23 protein-coding genes are annotated in these 19,469 nt (G+C 46.0%); 11 read left to right on the top strand and 12 right to left on the bottom strand.

Annotated elements, in window-relative coordinates:
- Nucleotides 1–6: 6 nt before the first annotated feature.
- The 5 genes from tadA to grcA all read right to left on the bottom strand — a co-directional run bounded on the left by tadA (nucleotide 7) and on the right by grcA (nucleotide 6,088).
- Nucleotides 7–498 (bottom strand): tRNA adenosine(34) deaminase TadA, encoded by a 492-nt coding sequence (gene tadA, locus HPC38_RS02855; protein WP_208119775.1) that lies wholly within the window; start codon nucleotides 496–498, stop codon nucleotides 7–9.
- A gap of 5 nt (nucleotides 499–503) precedes the next feature.
- Entirely contained in the window at nucleotides 504–2,294 is a 1,791-nt protein-coding gene (locus tag HPC38_RS02850) for a DEAD/DEAH box helicase (RefSeq protein ID WP_208119774.1), read from the bottom strand.
- Nucleotides 2,295–2,365: 71 nt separating this feature from the next.
- A complete protein-coding gene (gene nlpI / locus HPC38_RS02845; RefSeq protein WP_208119773.1) occupies nucleotides 2,366–3,307 on the bottom strand; it encodes a lipoprotein NlpI in 942 nt (313 codons plus the stop codon).
- A 13-nt stretch (nucleotides 3,308–3,320) separates the two neighbouring features.
- A complete protein-coding gene (gene pnp, locus HPC38_RS02840) occupies nucleotides 3,321–5,459 on the bottom strand; it encodes a polyribonucleotide nucleotidyltransferase (RefSeq protein WP_208119772.1) in 2,139 nt (712 codons plus the stop codon).
- A 245-nt stretch (nucleotides 5,460–5,704) separates the two neighbouring features.
- Nucleotides 5,705–6,088, bottom strand: a complete 384-nt coding sequence (grcA, locus tag HPC38_RS02835; RefSeq protein WP_208119771.1) for an autonomous glycyl radical cofactor GrcA — start codon at nucleotides 6,086–6,088, stop codon at nucleotides 5,705–5,707.
- 290 nt (nucleotides 6,089–6,378) lie between these two features.
- Between grcA and ung the strand changes: the two genes are divergently transcribed.
- From ung to pfkA, 5 genes are all read left to right on the top strand, one after another.
- Nucleotides 6,379–7,056, top strand: a complete 678-nt coding sequence (gene ung, locus HPC38_RS02830; protein WP_208119770.1) for a uracil-DNA glycosylase — start codon at nucleotides 6,379–6,381, stop codon at nucleotides 7,054–7,056.
- A gap of 51 nt (nucleotides 7,057–7,107) precedes the next feature.
- Complete coding sequence (gene yaaA, locus HPC38_RS02825; protein ID WP_208119769.1) at nucleotides 7,108–7,884, top strand: peroxide stress protein YaaA; 777 nt, start codon at nucleotides 7,108–7,110, stop codon at nucleotides 7,882–7,884.
- Nucleotides 7,885–7,886: 2 nt separating this feature from the next.
- On the top strand, nucleotides 7,887–8,450 hold the full coding sequence (locus HPC38_RS02820) for a hypothetical protein (RefSeq protein WP_208119768.1): 564 nt from the start codon (nucleotides 7,887–7,889) through the stop codon (nucleotides 8,448–8,450).
- 1 nt (nucleotide 8,451) lies between these two features.
- Nucleotides 8,452–9,342: a cation diffusion facilitator family transporter gene (locus HPC38_RS02815; RefSeq protein WP_208119767.1), complete on the top strand. Its 891-nt coding sequence runs from the start codon at nucleotides 8,452–8,454 to the stop codon at nucleotides 9,340–9,342.
- 171 nt (nucleotides 9,343–9,513) lie between these two features.
- Nucleotides 9,514–10,479 carry a 6-phosphofructokinase gene (gene pfkA / locus HPC38_RS02810; RefSeq protein ID WP_208119766.1) on the top strand — a complete coding sequence of 322 codons (966 nt, stop codon included), beginning with the start codon at nucleotides 9,514–9,516 and terminating at the stop codon, nucleotides 10,477–10,479.
- 160 nt (nucleotides 10,480–10,639) lie between these two features.
- Here pfkA and HPC38_RS02805 read toward each other — a convergent pair whose 3' ends face one another.
- Nucleotides 10,640–11,218 carry a thymidine kinase gene (locus HPC38_RS02805; RefSeq protein WP_208120057.1) on the bottom strand — a complete coding sequence of 193 codons (579 nt, stop codon included), beginning with the start codon at nucleotides 11,216–11,218 and terminating at the stop codon, nucleotides 10,640–10,642.
- Between the two features lie 131 nt (nucleotides 11,219–11,349).
- Between HPC38_RS02805 and dapF the strand changes: the two genes are divergently transcribed.
- The 3 genes from dapF to xerC are packed head-to-tail and all read left to right on the top strand — an operon-like array spanning nucleotide 11,350 to nucleotide 13,768.
- Entirely contained in the window at nucleotides 11,350–12,174 is an 825-nt protein-coding gene (dapF, locus tag HPC38_RS02800) for a diaminopimelate epimerase (RefSeq protein ID WP_208119765.1), read from the top strand.
- Nucleotides 12,175–12,182: 8 nt separating this feature from the next.
- Nucleotides 12,183–12,875: a DUF484 family protein gene (locus tag HPC38_RS02795; RefSeq protein ID WP_208119764.1), complete on the top strand. Its 693-nt coding sequence runs from the start codon at nucleotides 12,183–12,185 to the stop codon at nucleotides 12,873–12,875.
- Nucleotides 12,872–13,768, top strand: a complete 897-nt coding sequence (gene xerC, locus HPC38_RS02790; RefSeq protein ID WP_208119763.1) for a tyrosine recombinase XerC — start codon at nucleotides 12,872–12,874, stop codon at nucleotides 13,766–13,768. Before HPC38_RS02795 ends, xerC begins: the two co-directional genes overlap by 4 nt.
- Here the strand turns inward: xerC and HPC38_RS02785 are convergent, their stop codons facing one another.
- Entirely contained in the window at nucleotides 13,769–14,257 is a 489-nt protein-coding gene (locus tag HPC38_RS02785; protein WP_208120056.1) for a SprT family zinc-dependent metalloprotease, read from the bottom strand. It abuts the gene before it with no gap.
- A gap of 164 nt (nucleotides 14,258–14,421) precedes the next feature.
- On the opposite strand from HPC38_RS02785, the gene HPC38_RS02780 reads away from it, so the two are divergent.
- From HPC38_RS02780 to HPC38_RS02770, 3 genes are all read left to right on the top strand, one after another.
- Nucleotides 14,422–14,979, top strand: coding sequence for a DUF4339 domain-containing protein (locus tag HPC38_RS02780; protein ID WP_208119762.1), 558 nt, complete (start codon nucleotides 14,422–14,424; stop codon nucleotides 14,977–14,979).
- Between the two features lie 71 nt (nucleotides 14,980–15,050).
- On the top strand, nucleotides 15,051–15,587 hold the full coding sequence (locus HPC38_RS02775) for a hypothetical protein (protein WP_208119761.1): 537 nt from the start codon (nucleotides 15,051–15,053) through the stop codon (nucleotides 15,585–15,587).
- On the top strand, nucleotides 15,584–15,919 hold the full coding sequence (locus HPC38_RS02770) for a hypothetical protein (protein ID WP_208119760.1): 336 nt from the start codon (nucleotides 15,584–15,586) through the stop codon (nucleotides 15,917–15,919). Before HPC38_RS02775 ends, HPC38_RS02770 begins: the two co-directional genes overlap by 4 nt.
- Before the next feature lie 71 nt (nucleotides 15,920–15,990).
- Here the strand turns inward: HPC38_RS02770 and rplS are convergent, their stop codons facing one another.
- From rplS to HPC38_RS02745, 5 genes are all read right to left on the bottom strand, one after another.
- Nucleotides 15,991–16,338: a 50S ribosomal protein L19 gene (gene rplS / locus HPC38_RS02765; protein ID WP_208118781.1), complete on the bottom strand. Its 348-nt coding sequence runs from the start codon at nucleotides 16,336–16,338 to the stop codon at nucleotides 15,991–15,993.
- Between the two features lie 34 nt (nucleotides 16,339–16,372).
- Nucleotides 16,373–17,107: a tRNA (guanosine(37)-N1)-methyltransferase TrmD gene (gene trmD, locus HPC38_RS02760; RefSeq protein WP_208119759.1), complete on the bottom strand. Its 735-nt coding sequence runs from the start codon at nucleotides 17,105–17,107 to the stop codon at nucleotides 16,373–16,375.
- A 16-nt stretch (nucleotides 17,108–17,123) separates the two neighbouring features.
- Entirely contained in the window at nucleotides 17,124–17,648 is a 525-nt protein-coding gene (rimM, locus tag HPC38_RS02755) for a ribosome maturation factor RimM (protein ID WP_208119758.1), read from the bottom strand.
- Nucleotides 17,649–17,665: 17 nt separating this feature from the next.
- Complete coding sequence (rpsP, locus tag HPC38_RS02750; protein WP_208119757.1) at nucleotides 17,666–17,914, bottom strand: 30S ribosomal protein S16; 249 nt, start codon at nucleotides 17,912–17,914, stop codon at nucleotides 17,666–17,668.
- Between the two features lie 163 nt (nucleotides 17,915–18,077).
- Nucleotides 18,078–19,442, bottom strand: a complete 1,365-nt coding sequence (locus HPC38_RS02745) for a sodium-dependent transporter (RefSeq protein WP_208119756.1) — start codon at nucleotides 19,440–19,442, stop codon at nucleotides 18,078–18,080.
- Nucleotides 19,443–19,469 lie beyond the last annotated feature (27 nt).

Raw genomic sequence — 19,469 nt, 5'->3', positions numbered from 1 at the left:
CGGTGGTTATTCAACCGCACTTTGCTGTTTTTGCGCTTTGATTTCGGCGCGGCGGCGTTGGAAAAAGGCCGAGAGCTTCGCACCGCACTTTTCTGCCTGTACGCCAGCGCTGACTTCCACCGTGTGGTTCATCACAAAATCATTAAAATAATGAAAGCGAGAGCCAACTGCGCCTGTTTTGGGGTCATATGCACCGAAGACTAAACGTTTGATACGGCTATGCACAATCGCTCCTGCGCACATGGTACAAGGTTCAAGCGTGACATACAGTGTGCTGCCGAGCAGGCGATAATTGCCTACACGCTCGGCAGCTTGGCGAATGGCTTGGATTTCTGCATGGGCGCTGGGGTCGTTGAGACGAATCACACTGTTGAATCCCTCTCCGAGCACGTCACCCTCGCGGCTGACTAGCACCGCGCCCACAGGTACCTCGCCGTGCTGCTCGGCCACATCGGCCAAGCGCAGGGCGTGAGTCATCCATGCGTTATCGTCCAACATCACTCTTATCTGTCACGGCGTTCACGGCGTTTTTTCTGGAATTGTGGCTTATCACCACGGTTGTCGGCGCGCCCTTTGCCGCCAAATTTGCCGCCTTTACCACGAGGGCGTTCATCGCGCCCATCGCCTTTCACCGCTTCAACAAATGACATTTGCATCGGTTTATTGAGTACGCGGGTTTTATTAAACAAGCGTAAAAGATCCTGTGGCATATTTTGTGGCAATTCCACGGTGGAGTGGCTGTCGTAGAGCTTGATATGCCCGATATAGCGGCTGTCGATGTCGCCTTCATTGGCAATGGCGCCAACGATATGCTTCACCTCTACACCGTCACCGCGGCCAACTTCAATGCGGTAGCGATCCATCGGGATATCGTTGCCGCGCTCACGTCGGCCACCACGATCATCGCGCTCACGTCGCCCGCCACGCTCAGCAGAACGTGGGTTTTCACGGCGTTCACGGCGTTTTTCCATTGGTGCATCGGGTGGTAAAATTAATTTTTGCTTGCCTTGAAGTTGCATCATCATGGCACTGGCGAGATCAACGGGTTCAATCTCGGGGAACATGTCCAGCAGTAAAGTGCGGTATTGTTCAAGGTTGGCGTGATCAAGCTGGGTTAAAATAGTTTGTTTGAACTTTTCACGCCGGCATTGCTCAAGCTGCAGGTGGTTTGGCAGCTCGACCTCATCGATGCGTTTTTTAGTTAGCTGTTCAATGTTGCGCAACAAACTGCGCTCGCGTGGTTCTACAAATAGCAGAGCCCGTCCTGCGCGCCCTGCACGCCCCGTGCGGCCAATACGGTGAACGTAAGATTCTGCATCCAGCGGAATATCGTAGTTGACCACAAGGCTAATGCGATCCACATCTAAACCGCGCGCCGCTACATCAGTGGCAATTAAAATATTCAGCGAGCCGTTGCGCAGGCGATCAAGGGCTTGTTCGCGTAGCTGTTGAGTCATGTCGCCATTGAGTGCTGCACAACTGTAACCGTGGCGTTCAAGCAGGGCAGCGATGTCGAGGGTGGCAGTTTTGGTGCGTGTAAAGATAATCGCCGCATCAAAAGTTTCCACTTCCAAAAATCGCAGTAAAGCCTCGTTTTTACGTACGCCATGCACATACCAGCACACCTGTGTGATGTCTGGCAAGGTTTGTGGGCTTGATTGAATTTTTATTTCTTTAGGATCGTGCATGAAACGGTGCGTGATACGGCGAATCGGCGCTGGCATAGTGGCAGAGAAAAGTGCGGTTTGATGCTGTTCAGGCAACTTGCTCATCACTTCTTCTACATCGTCAATAAAGCCCATGCGTAGCATTTCGTCGGCTTCATCGAGCACCATAAAACGCAGGCCACTCAAATCCAGTGTGCCACGGCGCAGGTGATCTAGAATTCGCCCAGGGGTGCCCACTACCACTTGCGCACCTTGGCGAAGAGCACGTAGTTGAATATCGTAACGTTGCCCCCCATAAAGCGTAACATTGCGAATACCATTAAGATATTTGCAAAATTGTTCACAGGCGTCAGCCACTTGAATTGCCAGCTCACGAGTTGGTGCCATGACCAAAATTTGAGGGCTTTGTTGATTTGGATCTAGCTGTGCTAGAAGGGGTAATGCAAAAGCAGCTGTTTTCCCGCTCCCTGTTTGTGCCATACCAAGTACGTCGTTCCCGTTTAATAAAAGTGGGATACAGGCTTGTTGAATGGGTGAAGGAGCAGTAAATCCCATATCTGTTACAGCACGCAACAGCGTTTCTGGTAATCCTAAATCATTAAATGTAATTGTTGTTTGTTCTGTCATTTGTTACTCAATAGTGAAAAGCGCATTAATTGCGCAAAATTAATCTTATGTCGTGATAATCAAGTGTAAAACTAGTGTATATCGGTGACAACGTTTTTATTTGAATTTGCTTCGTCATTTAAACGAGAGAGTTCAAATAATGCAAAACGGTACTCAACGAAGTTAAACACTTGGTTTGCAATAGCGAGCTTAAATAAAGCTCGAGCTTGCGGCACTTTTCCCAAATTGAGTTGTTGTTTTGCGAGATAAAAATAGGTTTCCGTCAGCATTTCAGCATATTGCGGAGAATAAGGCTGAGCAAACTTTGCCATGTTGGTCAGCAGCTGCTCATAGCTTATTGTACCTAAATAATAGTGCACAATATGTGTACCCCAAAAAGCATCGGATAATTTAGGTGCACGCACTGCTAAATTAGCCGTTGCATTATTCGGGTTGTATTTTAATTCATTCAAATACAACCATAAAGTGCGGTATGGATCACTTGGATCCGCATTATAAAATGCAAGAAAATCGCGCTGTGCAAGCGCATATCGTCCCGCATAATAAAAAGTTAAGCCTCGGTTAAGATAGGCATAGTCATAGCTTGGGTCAAGGTGTAACACCGAGTTGAAAGCATCCACCGCGCTGTCAAAGTCGCCATCAAGCAACAAATACAGCCCCAAATAGTTATACACCGCAGGCATCTTGGGCACGAGCACTAACGCTTGCGCAAAATCATAACGCGCCAGCGCCCATAAGCCTAAACTGTCGTAAAGCACACCGCGCTCAAAGTGCATATCAGCGCGTTCACGTTTACTCAATTTCGGCGTGAGATTCAACATTTGTCCAAGACGAGCGACCATCACCTCTTGGTCAAAATGCTGTATTGGATTTTGTTCCGCCAGCGGTGTGTGTGCCAGGCTGAAAGTTGACCTCTGTGATGAATTGACACAGCCAAGCAACAACAACACAAAGGCAAGGGCAATAGCCTGCTTGCCTAAGTGAAATGTTGCATACAGCGTTGTGCTTTTCATCGTCAAAGTGCGGTTATTCTTGCACTACTTCATCTTCTTGAGCCTGTTGGTCTTGTGCTTTTTTACTGCCGTCGAGGTCACGCATGGTCAAACGAATACGGCCTTGACGGTCGATTTCAACCACTTTTACTGGCACTTCTTGACCAACGCTTAAGTAATCTGTCACTTTTTCCACGCGCTCTTCGGCAATTTGTGAAATATGCACTAAGCCTTCTTTGTTGCCAACAATTGCAACAAATGCACCAAAATCCGCAATGCGAGTGACTTTACCGTTATAGATACCGCCCACTTCAACATCAGCGACGATTTCTTCAATACGACTCATCACATCTTTTGCGGCATTGTTGTCGGTGGCGGCAATTTTCACTGTGCCATCGTCGGCGATGTCGATTGAAGTGCCAGTTTCTTCTGTTAAGGCACGGATCGTAGCGCCACCTTTACCGATCACGTCTTTAATTTTCTTAGGATCGATTTTTAAGGTGTGTATGCGTGGTGCAAAATCAGAGATTTCTTTGCGCGGTGCACTGATGGCTTGTTGCATAGTGTCTAAAATGTGTAAACGTGCACCTTTGGCTTGATTCAACGCAATTTGCATAATTTCAGCGGTGATGCCTTCAATTTTAATGTCCATCTGAAGTGCGGTAACCCCTTCTTTGGTGCCAGCCACTTTAAAGTCCATGTCGCCTAAGTGGTCTTCATCACCGAGAATATCGGAAAGCACCACAAATTTGTCATCGGATTTCACCAAGCCCATGGCGATCCCCGCCACAGCGGATTTAATTGGCACACCTGCATCCATCAACGCAAGGGAAGCACCACACACGGAGGCCATTGATGATGAGCCATTAGATTCGGTAATTTCAGATACCACACGCACAGTGTATGGAAATTCGTTGATGCTTGGCATAACTGCCGCGACACCGCGTTTAGCAAGGCGACCATGTCCAATTTCACGGCGTTTTGGTGAGCCGATCATGCCAGTTTCGCCCACAGAATACGGCGGGAAGTTATAATGGAACAAGAAGTGATCAGTGCGTTCGCCAGTGATGTCGTCAATGATTTGCGCATCACGCTCGGTGCCTAATGTTGCCACCGCTAACGCTTGGGTTTCACCACGGGTGAACACGGCAGAACCGTGGGTGCGTGGCAATACGCCAGTGCAAATGTCGAGTGCGCGTACCGTATCCACGCTACGACCGTCAATGCGTGGCTCGCCGGCTAGAATGCGGCTGCGTACAATTTGGCTTTCCAATTCGTGGATGATGTCAGTGATTTTGTTTTCGTTAATGCTGTCGTCTTCGTTGCCGTCCATAATTGCCGCCACTGTGTCGGCTTTGATTTGGTCAACGGCTTCATAGCGTGCTTGTTTTTCAGTGATGCGATAGGCTTCACCCAAGCGACTTTCAGCCAGTTCTTTAATGCGTGAAACTAAGCTTTCGTTTTGTGCAGGCGCAGCCCACTCCCAACGTGGTTTGCCCGCTTCTTGTGCAAAGGCTTTGATGTTTTCCACAACCACTTGTTGTTGTTCATGCCCAAAGACAACTGCCGCCAACATTTGCTCTTCACTTAAAATGTCTGCTTCTGATTCCACCATTAATACGGCTTTGTCTGTACCCGCAACCACCAAATCTAAACGGCTTTGTTTAAGTTCTTCTTGGGTTGGATTAAGTACGAATTGATCGTTAATAAAGCCCACACGCGCTGCACCAATTGGACCGTTAAATGGCACGCCAGAAAGTGTCAGTGCGGCGCTAGCGCCGATCATTGCTACGATATCAGGGCTCACTTGTGGATTAACAGACACAACGGTGGCGATGATTTGAATTTCGTTGAAAAAGCCTTCAGGGAAGAGTGGGCGAATTGGGCGGTCAATTAAACGCGCAATTAAGGTTTCGCCTTCAGATGGGCGGCCTTCACGTTTGAAAAAGCCACCAGGAATACGCCCTGCGGCATAGGTGCGTTCTTGATAGTTAACTGTGAGAGGGAAGAAATCTTGCCCTTCACGCACCTCTTTTTTCGCCACCACGGTGACAAAAACGCTGGTGTCGTCCATGCTCGCCATCACAGCGGCTGTGGCTTGGCGCGCCATGGCGCCAGTTTCTAATGTTACGGTGTGTTTACCATATTGAAATTGTTTTACGATAGGGGTCACAATAAGATCCTTATGTTGAAAGTGTTAATCATAGACTTTCGCCTTGCTCATTGCGACTAGCAAAAGGCATCTTAGCAAAATGGCTTTTGATAGCCGCACGCATTTCGAAGGCAAAAGTAGTCCTATTATACAGCTTGGCGATATAATTGCGAATGATTTTATAAAAGTGCGGTTAAAAGATGAAAAACCGCACTTTGCTCTAAAGTGCGGTTAGGTTTAAAAAGCTCAGTTAGAGCAGTTTAAAATTATAGGCTTTCTGTGAAAGTACGAGTAATAACATCACGTTGTTGTTCTGGTGTCAATGAGTTGAAACGCACAGCATAGCCAGAAACACGGATGGTCAATTGTGGATATTTTTCAGGGTGTTTTACTGCGTCTTCTAATGTTTCACGACGAAGTACGTTCACGTTCAAGTGTTGGCCACCTTCTACTTTTACAGTTGGGGCAACGTTAACTGGCAATTCACGATATTCGATTTTGCCAAGTTCGCTAACAGCAACCACTTGGTCTTCTTCAAAACCACCTTTTGCACACAGGCAACGGGCTTCACCTTTATCACTGTCTAATAACCAGAAAGAATTCAGCAGATCATCGTTAGCTGCTTGAGTAATTTGAATACCTTTAATCATAATAAACTCCAATTTAATTGTTGGGACTTGGTTAACTGGCTAAGATTTTATCAAATCGTTTGAATTTTTCAAATAAATTTAAATTAAATTTGCCTAGATCAAGTTATTATTTTCAGCTGCACAAGGTAAAATTGATGTGTATCAAAAATATTAAGCAAGTCAAATTCTATGATTAACTTATTCGTTAATTAATTTTAACATTGTATAAACAAACAAGGTCAATTTCAGCTTGTTTGAAGCAGGATTTTGACCGCACTTTTGGTTATAATGGCGAAAAAAAGAGGTAAATTATGAAACGTTGGGCAGATGTGCTGGCAGATGAAAAACGCCAGCCGTATTTTCAGACCATTATGCAAAAAGTCAATGCGGAAATTGCGCAAGGCAAGGTGATTTATCCACCACATGAGGCCATTTTTAATGCTTTTCGCCTGACTGAATTTGGTGCGGTAAAAGCGGTAATTTTAGGGCAAGATCCTTATCATGGGCCAGGACAAGCGCATGGGTTGGCGTTTTCAGTGCGCCCACAGGTGCGCACGCCACCGTCGCTGGTGAATATTTATAAAGAACTCAGTGCCGACATTGAGGGCTTCACCACGCCGTCGCACGGCTATTTGAAAGCGTGGACAACACAAGGCGTTTTGTTGCTCAACACCGTGCTGACAGTGGAGCAGGGCAAGGCGAATTCGCATGCCGATTACGGTTGGGAAACATTCACTGATCATGTTATCGCTAAGCTGGAACAAGAGCGCGAACATTTAGTGTTTATGCTTTGGGGGTCTCATGCGCAAAAGAAAGGTAAATTCATCGATCGTGCGCGCCACTGCGTGCTCAGTGCACCGCACCCGTCGCCACTATCAGCACATCGTGGCTTTTTAGGCTGTGGGCATTTTTCCAAAGCCAATCGCTATTTAAGTGAGCATGGCATTGCCCCGATTGATTGGCAATTACCACTTGAGGTCAATGAATAGTGCATCGACCGCACTTTTGATATACTCCGCTACAATCATAAAGGAGCTGTTATGTTAGCTATTATTTCGCCAGCCAAAACGCTGGACTACCAATCCGAGGTGCCGTCATTGCACTTTACCCAACCTGCGTTGTTAGATGACAGCGCTCAACTCATGAAAGTATGTCGCTCACTAACGCCTGCGGAGATTGGCTCACTGATGAAAATCAGCGACAAACTCGCTGGCCTCAACGCCGCGCGCTTTAGTGAATGGCAAAAAGATCACAACGAAAAAAACGCCCGTGCCGCGCTGTTTGCCTTCAAGGGCGATGTGTACACCGGCCTTGATGCGCAAAGCCTCACACACGATGAAATCCGTTTTGCCCAAAAGCACCTGCGTATGCTCTCAGGCCTCTACGGCGTGCTTAAGCCACTGGATTTAATGCAGCCATACCGTCTTGAAATGGGGACAAAATTGAAAAACGATCGTGGTGCCAATTTATACGAATTTTGGGGTGATATCGTCACCCAAGAGCTTGAAAAAGCGCTGGAAAAGCAAGGCGATGATGTGCTGATTAACCTTGCCTCTGATGAATATTATAAAGTGGTACGCCCTGAAAAACTCAATGCGCGAATTATCAAACCTGTATTTTTAGACTACAAAAACGGCAAATACAAAGTCATCAGTTTTTATGCCAAAAAAGCGCGTGGGATGATGTGTCGTTACTTGATTCAAAACCGCATCACAACCCCTGAAGCGCTGAAAGGCTTTGATTTGGGTGGCTATGGTTTTGACGAGGCACAATCGAGCCGTGATGAGTGGATTTTCAGTCGTCGTGAACAGGAGTAATTATGCGCTATTTACTGCTTTTAACCGCACTTTTATTAACTGCGTGTACCACCACCGTGCCCCCTAAAGCTCCCATTGGGCAGAACCCTAACAGTCAACGCTTTGTGCCGCCTTCCGCAGTACATGTCATGGGGAAAACCTTTGTGCGTGGCAAAACAGTGGATTTAATCGAAATGCAAAAATACCGCTACACGACAACAGCCAACGGTGTGTTGAAAGAAAAAGTGAGTCTTTTTTTCGATCAAAATCGCCGTACGATGAGCTTGCAACAGCGCCTTGCACTGCGTCAGCACAGTTACCAACGCAGCCATACTTGGGCGGATTTGCACATTGCTGATCATCACCTCTATTCCACTGTGATCTACCGCCCGAGCGCGCAGTATCGTAACTATGGGGTGGAACTGACCAAAGGCAAAAATATTGCAAAGTGCGGTTATCTGGAACTGCAATACAGCTATGCCGTGGCGCCAACATCAGCCAGTCAGCTTGAACGGGAGATTATCCCGCAGGCGCGTATGGCAATGGACCAATTGCAACGCCAGCCATTAACGTGGGCGTGCCGTTAAGATGTCGGAGCGTTATGGCATACTCGTGCGTCGCGCCTCGATGTTGGCGGTGGCGACCGCACTTTTATTAATTGTAATCAAAGGTGTGGCGTGGTGGATAACAGGTTCGGTGAGTATGCTGGCCTCTATTGCTGACTCGCTACTGGATCTTATTGCTTCGTTCACCAGTATGCTGATTTTACGCTTTTCACTCATGCCCGCTGATGACAATCACTCCTTTGGGCACGGTAAAGCCGAATCTCTAGCCAGCTTGATGCAAGGTGCATTTATCTCGGGTTCTGCGATCTTTTTGTTGCTGCAAGGCATAGAGCGTCTGATAAATCCTCAACCCGTTGTTTCAGTGTGGCTCGGTACGGTGGTTACAATTATCTCCATTGGTTTTACATTGGCATTGGTGTATTACCAACGTTATGTGATTACACAAACCCAAAGCCCCGCAATTAAAGCCGATAAACTGCATTATCAAACCGACTTATTAATGAATGTGGCAGTGCTGCTTTCTTTGGTATTAAGTGGTTATGGCTTGACTTATGCCGATGGCTTATTTGCCTTATTGATCGCATTGTATATCTTTATCAGCGCGGGCAAAGTGTTGTTTGATGCGGTGCAATTGCTGCTTGACCGCGCCTTGCCCGATGAAGAAGTGGCTCAAATTTGGACAATCGCGCGTGAGCAGCGGGATATTATTGGTATTCACGATCTGCGCACCCGCCGATCAGGTGCTGTTCGATTTATCCAACTGCATTTGGAACTGGATGATAATTTGCCTTTGTGGCGCGCGCATCAAATCACCGATGCACTGGAGCAGCGCCTGCTGGCAACATTTCCGATGTCGGACATCATTATTCACCAAGAACCCACCAGCTTTGTGCAACAGGAAATGCAAGTATGAATGAAAGTAAAAAGTGCAGTTTAAGTGCTTTTGAGACAACGATAAGAAAGCAAATTGGGCTAAATCAAAAAATGTGATGAAAATAGCATTTTTACTAGAGCGTAAAGCGAGAATAGTGTAATCTTGCACACAAAATATTTTTCAATTTTTCTAAAATTATAGGGTATGACAATGGTAAAGAAAATTGCAGTATTAACCAGTGGTGGTGACGCCCCAGGTATGAATGCCGCGATCCGTGGTGTGGTGCGTGCAGCACTGTATGAAGGCATGGAAGTTTATGGCATTTACGATGGCTATCTAGGCTTGTCGCAAAACAAAATCAAAAAACTTGAACGTTATTCCGTGTCTGATGTTATCGGGCGTGGGGGTACATTTTTAGGCTCAGCTCGTTTTCCTGATTTCAAAAAACCTGAAGTGCGCGCCCAGTGTGTTGAGATTTTACGTGCTCATGGCATTGATGCGTTAGTGGTGATCGGTGGGGATGGTTCTTATATGGGCGCAAAATTGCTCACCGAAGAGCACAATTTCCCGTGCATTGGTATTCCAGGCACTATCGATAATGACGTGGCGGGCACGGATTATACTATCGGTTTTCAAACCGCACTTGAGATTGTACTTGACGCTATTGACCGCCTGCGTGACACTTCAAGTTCACACCAACGAGTTTCCATCATTGAAATCATGGGGCGCTACTGTGGCGATTTGACCTTGGCCGCCGCGATTGCTGGGGGGTGTGAGTTCATTGTGGTGCCTGAGCGCCCATTTGAGCGTGAAGCGTTGATAAAAAAAGTGGAATACGGCTTTGAGCGCGGCAAACGCCACGCAATTATCGCCATCACCGAGCACATTTGTGATGTGACCGAATTGGCGGAAGAAATCGAAGAGCGCGTGAAGCTCGAAGCGCGCGCCACCATTTTAGGGCACATTCAACGCGGTGGCTCACCGTGTGCGTTTGACCGCATTTTGGCCTCACGCATGGGCGTTTATGCGGTTGAATTGCTTAAACAAGGCTTTGGTGGTCGCTGTGTGGGCATTCAAAACGAAAAACTGGTGCACCACGACATCATTGATGCAATTAAAAATATGCGTCGGCCGTTTAAAGCCGACTGGTTTGAAACCTCGCGTAAATTGTATTAATTTGACGTTTTTTCGACACTGTGCGCCTTTAGTGTTGTGTGGCGCGTCGCTCAACTTTTTCCTTAGTGAGCCACGTCATACGTTATGGCGTGCCGTGGTATCCGCCATGTACCACGATTTTTTATCTATCAAACCGCACTTTGCATAAAAGTGCGGTTTTTTAGCGTTCCATCGCCTCTTTAAAATGGCGCCGGCATACGGAAAGGTAGCGATCATTGCCGCCGATCTCAATCTGTGCGCCCGCTTTGACCACCTCGCCTTGCGCATTTATTCGCAGCACAAAATTGGCTTTGCGCCCACAAAAGCAGATGGTTTTCAGCTCTTCTAATTGATCTGCCCACGCCAACAGATATTGGCTGCCTTCAAAAAGTTCACCTTGAAAATCGGTGCGCAGTCCGTAGCAGAGCACGGGAATATTGAGCTTATCCACTACATCGCTGAGCTGATAAACTTGTTGTTTTGTCAAAAATTGTGCTTCGTCTACCAAAATGCAATTCAACGGCTGGTGGTGATGTTGTTTACTGATGTGAGCGAAGAGATTGGTATCCGCCTTAAATGTGTGTGCCTGCTCGCTGATGCCAATGCGCGAGGTCACCTTGGCTTGGCCAAAGCGGTCATCAATCGCGGCGGTGTAGATCAGCGTGTGCATATTGCGCTCACGGTAGTTGTATGAAGATTGCAGCAAAGTGGTGGATTTGCCAGCGTTCATGGATGAGTAATAAAAATAGAGCTTAGCCATAATCAGAGAGTGTAATTGCAATTTGTCTTATGCTACCACAGCGCAAAGTGTTCGCCAATTATTGGATTGTTTAGACAAGCGCGGCGCTTAACTCTATAATGCCACTATAAGATTTTAATAAAGGATAGAAAATGCAGTTTTCAAAAATGCACGGCTTGGGCAATGATTTTATGGTGCTTGATGGCGTGACGCAAAATGTCTATTTGACGCAAGCCATTATTCGCCAGCTGGCCGACCGTCACCGTGGGGTGGGGTTTGATCAGCTGCTGTTGGTGGAGCCACCCTACGATCCTGATGTGGATTTTCACTACCGTATTTTCAATGCTGATGGCAGCGAAGTGGCGCAGTGTGGCAATGGCGCTCGTTGTTTTGCGCGTTTTGTGCAGCTTAAGGGGTTAACCCATAAAAAAGAGATTAAAGTTAGTACACAAAAAGGCAAAATGACGCTGACTATTGGTGATGATCAGCAAATTCGCGTTAATATGGGGCAACCGATTTGGGAGCCAGCCAAAGTGCCTTTTATCGCCAATAAATTTGAGAAAAATTATATTTTGCGCACGGAATTTGAAACCGCACTTTGCGGGGTTGTGTCGATGGGTAATCCCCATTGTGTATTAACCGTGGATAATGTTGATACTGCACCTGTGACGCGCTTAGGTGCCTTGTTGGAATGTCATGAGCGTTTTCCTGAGCGTGCCAATATTGGCTTTATGCAAATTATTAGCCGAAGTGCGGTCAAATTGCGTGTATTTGAACGTGGCGCAGGCGAAACGCAAGCCTGTGGCAGTGGTGCTTGTGCGGCAGTGGCAGTGGGCATTATGCAAGGCGCACTTGATGAAAGCGTGGAGGTACAGCTGCCAGGCGGTAAATTATGGATTGACTGGCGTGGCGAAGGTCAGCCGCTTTATATGCGGGGCGACGCTGTGCATGTGTATGATGGTTATATTCGATTGTGAGTTAAAATATGGATGACATAAGTGAAAGTGCGGTGGTGGCCTATTTAAAAGCCCACCCTCAATTTTTTCAACGCCATCAGGCGCTGCTTGATAGCCTCGAAATTCACCATTACGAAAAAGGTGTGCTCTCATTGGTGGAGGCAACATTACAACGCCAACGTGAGCAGCTTGCTGTGCAAGCGCATGAACTCACGACCATTCGTACCATTGCCGAGCACAATGAACGTATGTTTTTCAGTTTGCTGCCACTGCAAGAGCGGTTAAGTAAAAGCAAAACGTTTAGCCAAGGCATGGCGACACTGCAAGAGTGGACAACCGCACTTGGGCTGCTTAAAGGTACGGTGCTGATTTTTCGCGACAGTTGGGAGAGCAGTGAGCATATTCCCAATGAAAATTGGCTCGATCGCAGCGCATTTGAAATTATCCGCCTAGAACGCTTTGGTTTAAAGCGACATTACCTCGGCAAGTTGACCCACCGTGAAAAAACCTTAATGTTCTTACCAGAGGATTTTCCACTCGGTTCAGTGGCGTTTTGCTTATTGGGCAAGCGCAAATCGAAAAAGCCTTATACTGCGGTGCTGGTGTTTTCCGCCCGAGATGAGCGCCATTTTCACCCTGCGCAAGATACTACCTTTTTGCAGCAATTGGCGAATGTGATTGAGCGTCAACTGAATTATTGGCTGATTGAGCGTATCTCATGACGCCTTTGTATGTACCGTTAAAAGGGTATTTGGATTTTCTTCGCATCGAGCGCGGCTTGAGCGCTCACACGCTGGAAAATTATACCCGCCAGCTCGAACAGATCATTGCCCTGCTGGTGGACTATGACATCCAAGATTGGCAACAGGTGGATAGCGCAGTGGTGCGATTTGTGCTGGCGAAAAGCCATCAGCAAGGCTTGAATGCCAAAAGTCTAGCACTGCGCCTTTCTAGCCTGCGCGGATTTATGAAATATTTGGTGGCGCAAGGCGTGCTGCATTCCAACCCTGCTGCCAGTGTTTCAGCACCGAAACAGCCTAAGCATTTGCCAAAAAATATGGATGCAGAACAAGTCAGCCAGTTGTTGCAAAGTGATAGCCAAGAACCTATCGATCTGCGCGATCTTGCTATGATGGAGCTAATGTATAGCGCGGGGCTGCGTTTAAATGAATTACAGCAACTTAATGTGCAAGATGTCTCAGGGCGTGCACGTGAACTGCGGGTGATTGGAAAAGGCAATAAAGAGCGCATTTTGCCCTATGGGCGCTATGCTGCGCATGCCATCAAAAACTGGCTGGCTGTGCGTGCGCTGTTTAACCCTGAGGACGACGCATTATTTGTCAGTCAGCGTGGCAAGCGCATCAGCCATCGTGCGATTCAGCAGCGCATGGAACTGTGGGGCAAACGACAAGGGATTAAAGCGCATTTGAACCCACATAAATTACGCCATTCTTTCGCCACCCATATGCTAGAATCCAGCGCAGACTTGCGTGCCGTGCAAGAGCTTTTGGGGCATGCCAACCTTTCCACAACACAAATTTATACCCATTTGGATTTTCAACATCTCGCCAAAGTCTATGATAGCGCCCACCCACGAGCGAAGCGCAAAAAATAATCACATTTCGCGCAACACACTTTTACACTTACGACAGCGATAGACCGCACTTTGTGATTGTATACGATGATGTTTGCGTATACCTAGCTGGTGAATTTGGCAATCACATTGATACTCGACTGTTTTGCCACGCACCGATGTAGTGTCATACTCGTGGCACACGTTCGCTGGTAGTTTAAACACTTCTTCCATCACAAACCGCCACTCCTGCCCGTGGGGTTTAGCTCGCCGACCATAGTGTTGATAAACAATCAAATGTGCCAACTCGTGTGGCACTGTTTCGCGGATAAATTCCTCAGGGTTTTGCTCTAATAAAGTGCGGTTAAGGCGGATCTCATTTTGTTGCAGATAAGCCACGCCCGCCTTAAGCCCACGGACATTATAGAGCACACTCGGCATAGGAAAAGTGCGGTGGAAATGTGCCTGCGCAAGATTTAAACACGCTCGCAACCGCCGTTGGATTTGAATGGATAAAATTCGCATATTCATGGCGCTATGATACGGTTTTGCACTGAGTTGTAAAGTGGCACGATAATAAGCGAAGAAGGAATAGAAAAAAGAGTTGCAAAGTGCTTGTGCTGTGCTGTGCTGTAAAATTAAGCGATTTTTTAAAATCGATGTCAAGTGGTTTTTAAATTATTTTGGAGATATTTATGGATAGTGAAGTAATGTGGTTCTACGAAATTAAGGGTGAAAGAAAGGGGCCTTTTAGCCAAGATGAAATGGTGAATTTTATTCAGCATAACCAAATTAGCTATGGGGTCATGGTGTGGAAAAAAGGTTATCCTGATTGGATAAAAATAGAAGCGTCCGAATTAAAGGACTATATATTTGATTTAGCACCCCCACCATTGACAGGTAAAAGTGTAAGCAATGCTATTGTCTGGATACTTGCATTTGCACCTATTCTATCGGATGTAATTCGTGCTCTTGCATTAGGATTTACATGTCGAGGAAATGATTATTGCGTATTGCAAGGTTTTTATGACATGAAATATTGGTGGATTACTCTGGTTTTAAATATTGGTCTAGGCATCTTTGATGAGAAAAAATTAGAGAAGGCTGGAGTGGATACAACTAAATTTAGTTTCTGGGTATGGTTAGTACCAGTTTACTTGTACCAAAGGGCGAATGCACTAAAACATAATTTGGCATATTTTATTGTTTGGATAGTATGTTTTGTATTGTCATTAATTATTTCGGCAGCATAGTACAATAGTTTAAATTTGAAGGAATGTTTTTCATTCCTTCTTTCTTTGATAGTTTAATAATGGTGACTTTAATGAAAAGATTGTGTATTTTACTCTCCTTTTTTGTGTCTTTACCGTCATTTTCTGATGATGTTTTACCTAATTATTGGATTTTTGGTGGAAATATGGGAGTTTATGAATATACCCTGACTAACGATGTAGGCGATAGATTTGTTGTAACGTGTGATTTAGGCTTTTCTGAAGATCAACATTTGTCGTCCGTCAGTTTATATCAAAAAAACAGGGGCGTGCTTGGTTTTATCAAAAACAAGATAGATGGAGCTAGTCATGAAGAAAATGAGGTGTCAGTAGATAAAATGATGATTATTGTGATTGATGGTCAACAATACTTTATTCCTAGTCTGATGACGTCATCAGACGATAAAAGCGGCTCAGAACTGTTCATCAGAGAACTTAATGATTGGTATCGATTCTCGGATGCTATTAAGAATGCAAGTTATTTTGAGGTTTACTTAGACAATAAATTATCAGCAATCTTCAAACCTAGCCTTAGAAGCGCACAGGAGAATGCATCAGGTTTTAAAGAGTGTAAAAGGATGAGAGAATGAAGTTGAGAAAAATCGTTTTTATTTTAATAGGTAATGTGATTTTTTCAGGCGCGTCTTTAGCTGAGGAAAGTCGATCATTGACGTTGTATTCTGTGCCAACAAAGTGTTCAGCCGAACTGATTTTTAGTGAAATACCTATTGTTGGCATTGGTTTTTCATTAGGTGAAGTCATTGATGTGTCTCAAGTTCGTGAGGTTGAGCATGCAAGAAATTTACTTACTTGCTCAGCTTATTTGGAGCTTAGTAATGAAGAATTGAATGGTAAGTATGATATCACATTTCGAGTTAATTCTGTCGGCTCAGTATTAGTGAAGTATGATAAAATTTTCTAATGAAATTTATATTAAAATCATAAAAAAGGCTTGGTTTCCCCAGGCCTTTTTTATTGTATAAAGTGCGGTTATTAGTTCAAGCGCTCTTTAATACGGGCTGATTTACCGCTACGTTCACGTAAGTAGTAAAGTTTGGCTTGACGAACCGCACCTTTACGTTTCACGCTGATGCTGTCAATAACAGGGGAGTGCGTTTGGAATGTACGCTCAACGCCTACACCGTTAGAGATTTTGCGCAGGGTAAATGCTGAATGCAAGCCGCGGTTGCGAACTGCGATAACCACGCCTTCGAACGCTTGCAAACGTCTTTTACTACCTTCAACTACCCATACCTTCACTTCCAAAGTGTCACCTGGACGGAAGCTCGGCACGTCTTTTTTCAATTGTTCTTCTTCAAGTTGTTTAATAATGTTACTCATAATAAATACCTTTATTCCTAGATGTAACTGAATCTTACTTTTGCTGCTTGATTTGCTCGAGCAGCACGCTTTGTTCGTCAGTCAGAGCTAGGCTTTCTAATAGCTCAGGGCGACGGGTTAACGTGCGGTGCAATGACTGTTTTAATCGCCATTTGCGAATTTCCGCATGGTTTCCCGACAATAACACTTCGGGCACGGCTACACCGTCTAGCACTTCAGGGCGGGTGTAGTGTGGGCAATCGAGCAAGCCTTGTGCGAAAGAATCTTCTTCTCGCGAGGCTTGTTTGCCTAGCACACCAGGCACGAATCGGGCAACGGCATCAATTAATGTCATCGCAGGCAGTTCGCCACCTGTGAGGACATAGTCCCCAATCGACCACTCTTCATCGATTTCCGCGTCAATCACGCGTTCATCAATGCCTTCGTAGCGCCCGCACACCAAAATCATTTTCTGATTTTGGGACAGCTGCTCAACGCCACGTTGGTCGAGTTTGCGCCCTTGTGGTGAGAGGTAAATCACTTTCACACCCTCACCAGCGACTTGTTTGGCTGCATGAATGGCATCACGCAGGGGTTGTACCATCATCAACATTCCAGGGCCACCGCCGTAGGGGCGATCGTCCACGGTGGAATGTTTGTCAAAGGTAAAATCCCGCGGATTCCAACAATGCACCTCAAGCAAATTGTGTTTAACTGCTCGGCCTGTTACGCCATAATCTGTGATTGCGTGAAACATCTCTGGAAATAACGTAATAATTCCAATCCACATCGCTCACAGCCTGAGGTTAGAAACCAGCGTCCCAATCCACCTCAATCGTTTTGGTGGTGAGATCGACTCTTTTAACTACTGTTTGTTCAAGATACGGGATTAACCGCTCTTGTTTGTCGAAAGCATCATTTACATTGGCTTTTACTACAAAAACATCGTTGGAACCAGTTTCCATCATTGCAGTCACGGTGCCAAGCTGATAGCCTTGCAGGTTGATCATTTGACAGCCGATCAAATCGTGCCAGTAGTAACCTTCTTCCAATGGAGGAAAGTTATCTGCGTCAACACCAATTTGCGCATTAGTCAAACGTTGTGCCGCTTCACGATCGTCAATGCCTTTGAGTTTCACAATCAGATCGTTTTTATGATAGCGCCAGCTTTCCAGCTCTGTAGGTTGCCATGTGCCTTGGATTAACAAATGCCAAGGTTGGTAGTCAAAAATGCTTTCAATATGTTCGGTGGACGAATAAAGGCGCAGCCATCCACGGATACCGTAAGTTGAACCAAGCTTGCCTACGGTGGTGATGTTTTGCTTATTCATTGCCACGCTCTATTCGATTAAGCTGCTTTTTGAGCTTCTTTAATCAAGGTTGCAACACGTTCTGACACGGTCGCACCTTTTTCTTGCCACGCATTGATGCGCTCAAGATCGATACGCAAACGTTCTGCTTTACCCGCTGCTAATGGATTGAAAAATCCAACACGCTCGATAAAACGGCCGTCACGTGGGCAGCGGCTATCCGCTACAACTACTTGATAAAATGGGCGTTTTTTTGCTCCGCCACGAGATAAACGAATGGTTACCATAGCGTCCTCTAAGTTGATAGTAAAATAAAAACCCTTATTTCGAAGGTAAGGGCAACACGCATTTCGCACTGAGAAAGATACGAAAAGCTGTCAGATTTTACTCTTTTTAGGCAAAATTGCAAGTTTTAAAGGGGCAAAGTGCGGTCAAACCGCACTTTTATTTTTAGAGTAGATTACTGATAAAAATCAGTAAAATGACCAGTGGAACAATGAATTTGACGTATTGAAACCATATCCTGGCAAAGCGAGAATTGGCGGGCAGGCGCAGCTCGGCTTTGGCCTCGTTGCCAATCACAAAGCCGACAAACAGCGCACAGCCTAGGGCGGTGAGCATAAACAGGATATTGCCGCTGAGGTAATCAAAGGCATCGAAGATGTTGTTGCCCAAAATGCGCACATTCTCCCACGGGCCGTAGCTTAAAATAGATGGGATATTGCCTGCAATAAATACCCCGCCAAGCACAAATAAAATGGCTAAGCGGCGGTTGATTTTGGTTTTTTCCTGCAAGGCGGTGATCATGACTTCATAAATCGTCAATGAGGTGGTGAGCGCCGCAATGAGCAACAAAGAGAAGAAAATCACGGCGAAAAAAGTGCTTGCCCACATATTGGAAAACACGATTGGCAAACTTTGAAACACCAGTGTCGGGCCAGAGTTGGGCGCAACCCCAAACGTAAACAGGGAAGGGAAAATCATAAAGCCCGCCAGCACGGCAATCAATGTGTTCACAATCCCAGTGATGACCGCCGTTTGCACCAAGTTTTCGCCTTTATCGAGATAGCTTGACAGCGTGATGATCACCCCAAAGCCAAGGCTTAAGGCGAAAAAGACTTGCCCGAGCACAAAGACAAACAATTTTGGTGTAATTTTGGAAAAATCGGGTTCAAGGTAAAAACGGATGCCCTCCCACGCACCAGGCAGCGTGATGTTGCGCACTACCATACAAAGCAAAAAGATAAACAGCAGTGGCATGAGGTATTTCACCGATTTTTCGATCCCGTCAATCACGCCTTTGACTAAAATAATATAGTTGATAAGCACAAACAAAAAGGTATAAAGCGTAATTGCCCACGGGCTTTGAGTGATACTTTGTTCAAAAAAGGCGCTGGTTTGCGCCGCGCTCACGGGGGCGGAGAGATCGAGCTGTCCGTCAATCAGGCTAACGATGTAGTTAATCACCCAGCCCCCAAGCACCATGTAATACGCCATGATACAAAAAGCGCCCGCCATGCCCATAAAGCCGACAATCCGCCAAAAGTGCGGTATGCGTTTCCCATTGGTCGTGCCAGAAAAGGCATCAATGGCATTAACACGAATGCGTCGCCCAATCACATTTTCCACTAAGATCATGGGGATGCCGATCACAATCATAGCAATACAAAATAAAAAAACATAGGCACCACCGCCATTTTGCCCGACTAAATAAGGAAAGCGCCACGTTGCCCCAAAACCCACCGTAGCTCCCGCCACGGTTAAAATATACGTCAATTTGCTTGACCACGTTTGTCGTTGTTGTTGTGTTGTCATTGTGTTATCTCAAACGCGCCCTGATTG

It is taken from the genome of Spirabiliibacterium pneumoniae, from assembly GCF_014884995.1.
GTDB classification, from domain to species: Bacteria; Pseudomonadota; Gammaproteobacteria; order Enterobacterales; family Pasteurellaceae; genus Spirabiliibacterium; species Spirabiliibacterium pneumoniae.
Note: the sequence above shows the minus strand (reverse complement) of the source record. Positions and strands in the feature narration are given on the sequence as shown.

Excerpts from the sequence above, each read along its gene's own strand:
- tadA (WP_208119775.1), bottom strand. The coding sequence starts at position 498 with ATGTTGGACGATAACGCATGGATGACTCACGCCCTGCGCTTGGCCGAT.
- HPC38_RS02850 (WP_208119774.1), bottom strand. The coding sequence starts at position 2,294 with ATGACAGAACAAACAACAATTACATTTAATGATTTAGGATTACCAGAA.
- nlpI (WP_208119773.1), bottom strand. The coding sequence starts at position 3,307 with ATGAAAAGCACAACGCTGTATGCAACATTTCACTTAGGCAAGCAGGCT.
- grcA (WP_208119771.1), bottom strand. The coding sequence starts at position 6,088 with ATGATTAAAGGTATTCAAATTACTCAAGCAGCTAACGATGATCTGCTG.
- ung (WP_208119770.1), top strand. The coding sequence starts at position 6,379 with ATGAAACGTTGGGCAGATGTGCTGGCAGATGAAAAACGCCAGCCGTAT.
- yaaA (WP_208119769.1), top strand. The coding sequence starts at position 7,108 with ATGTTAGCTATTATTTCGCCAGCCAAAACGCTGGACTACCAATCCGAG.
- HPC38_RS02820 (WP_208119768.1), top strand. The coding sequence starts at position 7,887 with ATGCGCTATTTACTGCTTTTAACCGCACTTTTATTAACTGCGTGTACC.
- HPC38_RS02815 (WP_208119767.1), top strand. The coding sequence starts at position 8,452 with ATGTCGGAGCGTTATGGCATACTCGTGCGTCGCGCCTCGATGTTGGCG.
- pfkA (WP_208119766.1), top strand. The coding sequence starts at position 9,514 with ATGGTAAAGAAAATTGCAGTATTAACCAGTGGTGGTGACGCCCCAGGT.
- HPC38_RS02805 (WP_208120057.1), bottom strand. The coding sequence starts at position 11,218 with ATGGCTAAGCTCTATTTTTATTACTCATCCATGAACGCTGGCAAATCC.
- dapF (WP_208119765.1), top strand. The coding sequence starts at position 11,350 with ATGCAGTTTTCAAAAATGCACGGCTTGGGCAATGATTTTATGGTGCTT.
- HPC38_RS02795 (WP_208119764.1), top strand. The coding sequence starts at position 12,183 with ATGGATGACATAAGTGAAAGTGCGGTGGTGGCCTATTTAAAAGCCCAC.
- xerC (WP_208119763.1), top strand. The coding sequence starts at position 12,872 with ATGACGCCTTTGTATGTACCGTTAAAAGGGTATTTGGATTTTCTTCGC.
- HPC38_RS02785 (WP_208120056.1), bottom strand. The coding sequence starts at position 14,257 with ATGAATATGCGAATTTTATCCATTCAAATCCAACGGCGGTTGCGAGCG.
- HPC38_RS02780 (WP_208119762.1), top strand. The coding sequence starts at position 14,422 with ATGGATAGTGAAGTAATGTGGTTCTACGAAATTAAGGGTGAAAGAAAG.
- HPC38_RS02775 (WP_208119761.1), top strand. The coding sequence starts at position 15,051 with ATGAAAAGATTGTGTATTTTACTCTCCTTTTTTGTGTCTTTACCGTCA.
- HPC38_RS02770 (WP_208119760.1), top strand. The coding sequence starts at position 15,584 with ATGAAGTTGAGAAAAATCGTTTTTATTTTAATAGGTAATGTGATTTTT.
- rplS (WP_208118781.1), bottom strand. The coding sequence starts at position 16,338 with ATGAGTAACATTATTAAACAACTTGAAGAAGAACAATTGAAAAAAGAC.
- trmD (WP_208119759.1), bottom strand. The coding sequence starts at position 17,107 with ATGTGGATTGGAATTATTACGTTATTTCCAGAGATGTTTCACGCAATC.
- rimM (WP_208119758.1), bottom strand. The coding sequence starts at position 17,648 with ATGAATAAGCAAAACATCACCACCGTAGGCAAGCTTGGTTCAACTTAC.
- rpsP (WP_208119757.1), bottom strand. The coding sequence starts at position 17,914 with ATGGTAACCATTCGTTTATCTCGTGGCGGAGCAAAAAAACGCCCATTT.
- HPC38_RS02745 (WP_208119756.1), bottom strand. The coding sequence starts at position 19,442 with ATGACAACACAACAACAACGACAAACGTGGTCAAGCAAATTGACGTAT.